At 46.3% G+C, this 3,949-nt stretch carries 4 protein-coding genes; 1 reads left to right on the forward strand and 3 read right to left on the reverse strand.

Annotated elements, in window-relative coordinates:
- A partial coding sequence (locus PLA23_RS11205) for a sodium:solute symporter family transporter (RefSeq protein WP_324475237.1) occupies window positions 1-788 on the forward strand: 788 nt, incomplete at its 5' end.
- A 63-nt stretch (window positions 789-851) separates the two neighbouring features.
- Here PLA23_RS11205 and PLA23_RS11210 read toward each other — a convergent pair.
- The 3 genes from PLA23_RS11210 to PLA23_RS11220 form a co-directional block, all read right to left on the reverse strand.
- Window positions 852-1,238: a PaaI family thioesterase gene (locus tag PLA23_RS11210; RefSeq protein ID WP_324475239.1), complete on the reverse strand. Its 387-nt coding sequence runs from the start codon at window positions 1,236-1,238 to the stop codon at window positions 852-854.
- A 445-nt stretch (window positions 1,239-1,683) separates the two neighbouring features.
- Entirely contained in the window at window positions 1,684-2,106 is a 423-nt protein-coding gene (locus tag PLA23_RS11215) for a hydrogenase iron-sulfur subunit (protein WP_324329451.1), read from the reverse strand.
- On the reverse strand, window positions 2,106-3,949 hold a 1,844-nt coding region (locus PLA23_RS11220), incomplete at its 5' end, for a 4Fe-4S dicluster domain-containing protein (RefSeq protein ID WP_324475240.1). The genes PLA23_RS11215 and PLA23_RS11220, both read right to left, overlap by 1 nt.

The raw sequence follows: 3,949 nt of genomic DNA on the forward strand, positions 1-3,949 counted from the left end.
TGAAATTTAAAAACCCGATTGACTTTGCATCCCTGGCGCTTGGGCTGATCCTGGGAACTGCAGCACTGCCCCACATTCTCATACGGTACTTTACCGTACCGACTCCTGCAGATGCACGGCGATCAACAGTCGTGGCGATCATATCCATCGGGGCATTCTATGTGCTGACCTTGTTCCTGGGTCTTGGAGCGAATTATTTCATGACGGTTGATCCAAAGAACTCAAACCTCTCGGCTCCGCTCCTTGCAGAGTTTATTGGTGGTGAGTGGTTCTTTGCAATCATAGCGTCAATTGCATTTGCAACTATCCTGGGAACGGTATCAGGGCTGATCATAGCCGCTGCGGGAGCAATCGCCCATGATATCTATTCTGAGGTGATGGGAAAACGTTCAGACGAGGCAAAGGCGCTCATGATATCGAAAATAACAGCAATAACGGTTGGTGTGATCGCAATCGTCCTGGGGATTGTTTCCAAGGGTCAGAACGTGGCATTCATGGTCGGGCTGGCATTTGCAATCGCGGCAAGTGCGAATATCCCGGCCCTTATCTGCACGCTCTTTTGGAAAAAGAGCACCGAACGAGGGATCATAGCAGGGATTGTAACTGGTATTAGTGTATCGGTCGGACTGATCCTGATAAGCCCGACGGTCATGGGTACATCTGCACTATTCCCGCTTGAAAATCCGGGTATCGTATCGATTCCGTTTGGTTTCCTGGTAACGATCCTGGTTTCACTGGCAGTCCGGGACAAGGGAAATGACTTTGATGAAAAGTCCGTTACCTCCTGATTTTTTTATTTTAAAAAGAATTTAGAGAAATAATAAAAACAGATGGAAATACGATAATCTCGTTTATTTTCTTTTCCGGTAGGCCAATCCCTGAAATACTGCAATCTTTTCTCCATCATGATCAAATATCTCAACGATGTATGATCCTAATGCATGATTTTTTGAAAATTCATGTACCTTTGCGATAAGTTTCCCGGATTTCACCGCTTTCATATATGTTATTGAGGTATTGATTGCAACTGACGGGGTCCCGTCAGCATTGCTTGCAACAGCAAATGCAGCATCAGCAAGGGTATAGATCACCCCGCCATGTACGGTACCATGACTGTTCAGGTGTTTTTTTGAAATTAATAACGAAAGAGTTGCTGAATTTTTTGATACCGACTCCAGTTTTATTCCCAGTTCTTGGGAGAATGGATCAGCATCCAGAAATGAGGATGGATATTCCATACATATCATTTCATCTATGTTATTATTGGCGTATCGGTCATCCTGAAAGGTGTTGTATTGATAAAAACCTTCAAATTATGGAGAGGTACGATCTTTTTGGTTGATTGAAGGGGCAGACCGATTTTTGATTCAGCAGAAAATCTCGATTTTTTGTTGGCGTCGGAATTGACATTACCTCCCAAAAAGAATAAGAGAAAAGACTGAAAAAAAGCGAAGAGCGATATCGGAGTCTTATTGAAACGACGGGAACCAGGTGTGTTGTCCTGAACATGCAGGGATAGGTTCTTGACGCAAATGAGGAATATGTCCGTCTGACCGGAAGATATAGAATAGAGAGAACACGTATTTCCCGGTCCGGGATTTCATTTCGTATCCGGTACGGTGATGGCTGTACGTGAATTATCCGTATATTAGATAATCAGATATGTGAATACGAAAAAAATATTTATTTTTTGAATTCTTTGATCGGGCTGGGACCAAGTTCCTTGATGGTGTTGGTGACATCTTCCATGACCATACCCCACTTTGCACCCTCGGATGCTGATACAAAGGTCATACGGAAACGTTTGTCATCAAGACCGATATTTCTGAGCAGGGACTTGATCATGAACATACGCTTTGCGGCCTTGTAGTTACCTTCAAGGTAGTGACAGTCACCAAAGTGACATCCGGAGACGAGGACTCCGTCCGCTCCCTCAGCAAATGCCTTAAGGATGAAGAGCATGTCAACACGGCCGGTACACATGACACGGATTGCCCGCACTGTTGGTGGGTACTGGATACGTGCACCACCGGCAAGGTCAGCACCGGCGTAGGAACACCAGTTACAGATGATAGCAAGAATCTGTGGTTTCCATTCGTCTGCCATTACTGTTCTCCTCCTGCAAAGAATGCATCAATCTGCGCTGCGATCTGTGGTGTGGTAAAGTGCTGCATCTTGATTGCTCCACCCGGACAGAATCCACCACAAGTACCACAGCCTTTACACTTGGCTTCCGTAACAACCATGACGGTTCTGCCGTTCTTCTCACCAAGCGAGAGTGCAGAGTACGGGCAGAGATTCACACACATACCACAACCGGCACACAGCTCATCAATACAGATAGCAAAGTATGGCTCAAGCTCGACCTCACCCATATGAATTGGGATAGATGCTGCTGATGCTGCTCCTTCTGCCTGTGCTACCGTATCTGGAATATCTTTTGGACCCTGACAGACACCGGCGAGGAACACTCCTGCAGTAGTAGTTCCACAGGGGTTTAATTTCGGGTGAGCTTCAAGCATCCAGCCGTCCTGGGATGCAGACACTCCAAACTTCTTCCGAAGTTCGTTTGCACCTTCATTTGGCTGAACTGCTGCTGCAAGGACAAGCAGGTCGACTTCCACATCAACCGGACGGCCAAGCAGGGTATCTTCAGTAAAGACATGCAGGTTCTTTGTCTCCTTATCCTCAAGCACATTGGCGACACGTCCACGGATGAACTTGGCACCTTCGTTCTGGATACGGTAGTAGAACTCTTCATACATCTTACCAAAGGACCGGATATCCATGTAGAAGAGGTATGCAACGGCACCCGGAATCTTTTCCATGATCTGATGGGCATGCTTGAGTGAGTACATACAACAGAATCTGGAACAATATGGCTTTCCAATTCCGGTATTATCTCTGGATCCTGCACACAGCACAAATCCAACCTTCATTGGGGTCTTACCGTCACTTGGACGGACCAGGTGACCACCGGTCGGACCGGATGCACAAATCAGACGCTCGAACTCAAGGGCATTAATGACGTTGTCAAACTGCTTGTATCCCCATTCTCTCTTGTTTTCGATTGGGAAGAGTTCGTATCCGGTTGCAAGAACTGCGGTTCCTACCTTTACCGTGATAAATTCGTCCTGCATCTCTAGATCAATTGCCTTCTTTTCACCACAGGCTTCTACACACAGACCGCACTTGACACAGGAATCAAAGTCGACGGTGTAGATAAGAGGCATAACCTGTGCATGGTAGATGTAAATAGCCTTTCGTGGAGCCATTCCCATCTCGAACGGGTTTGGCTTGATAACTGGACAGACTCCTGCACAGTCTCCACACCCGTTACAACCACCACCGACGATACCCTTTGCCGTTGCTTCCTTTGGAGTCAGAACACCACGGGCTTTCTTGCGGAGGGTTACATCAAAATTACCAATATATCCTTCAACCTTCTCGACTTCGGTGTAGGTCATGAGTTCGATATTCGGATGACGGCCGACATCCACCATCTTTGGTGTAAGAATACACTGGGAACAGTCAAGGGTTGGGAACGTCTTATCAAGCTGGGACATACGGCCACCGATGGTCGGAGTCCGCTCAATCAGATAGGTCTTGATTCCTGCACTGGCAAGATCAAGGGCTGCCTGCATACCGGCAACTCCACCACCAACGACCATTGCGGCAGACTCGACAGGAACACTCTTTGGAATCAGATCCTCAAGTTTTGCTGTTTCCCTTATAAATGAGTGGCTGAAAAATTCAAGATAATTCTCGAGCCCACCATAAAAAATGGCTGATGGATTATTTTTCTGACTATGCCATTGCTGATCAAGGGTTGGTGTGGTTTCAAGTATTATATGGTTTGTTGCACTGTGTTTTATGGTGTTTATAATCTTTCTATAGCATTCCATAAACTGTTGTTTGCTTGGCGCTCTCACAGAATCATTTGCTCCAA

Source organism: Methanospirillum sp. (assembly GCF_035406105.1).
Taxonomy (GTDB): domain Archaea; phylum Halobacteriota; class Methanomicrobia; order Methanomicrobiales; family Methanospirillaceae; genus Methanospirillum.

What these genes read in the sequence shown, in the direction of transcription:
- PLA23_RS11215 (WP_324329451.1), bottom strand. Translation starts at nt 2,106, where the DNA reads ATGGCAGACGAATGGAAACCACAGATTCTTGCTATCATCTGTAACTGG.
- PLA23_RS11210 (WP_324475239.1), bottom strand. Translation starts at nt 1,238, where the DNA reads ATGGAATATCCATCCTCATTTCTGGATGCTGATCCATTCTCCCAAGAA.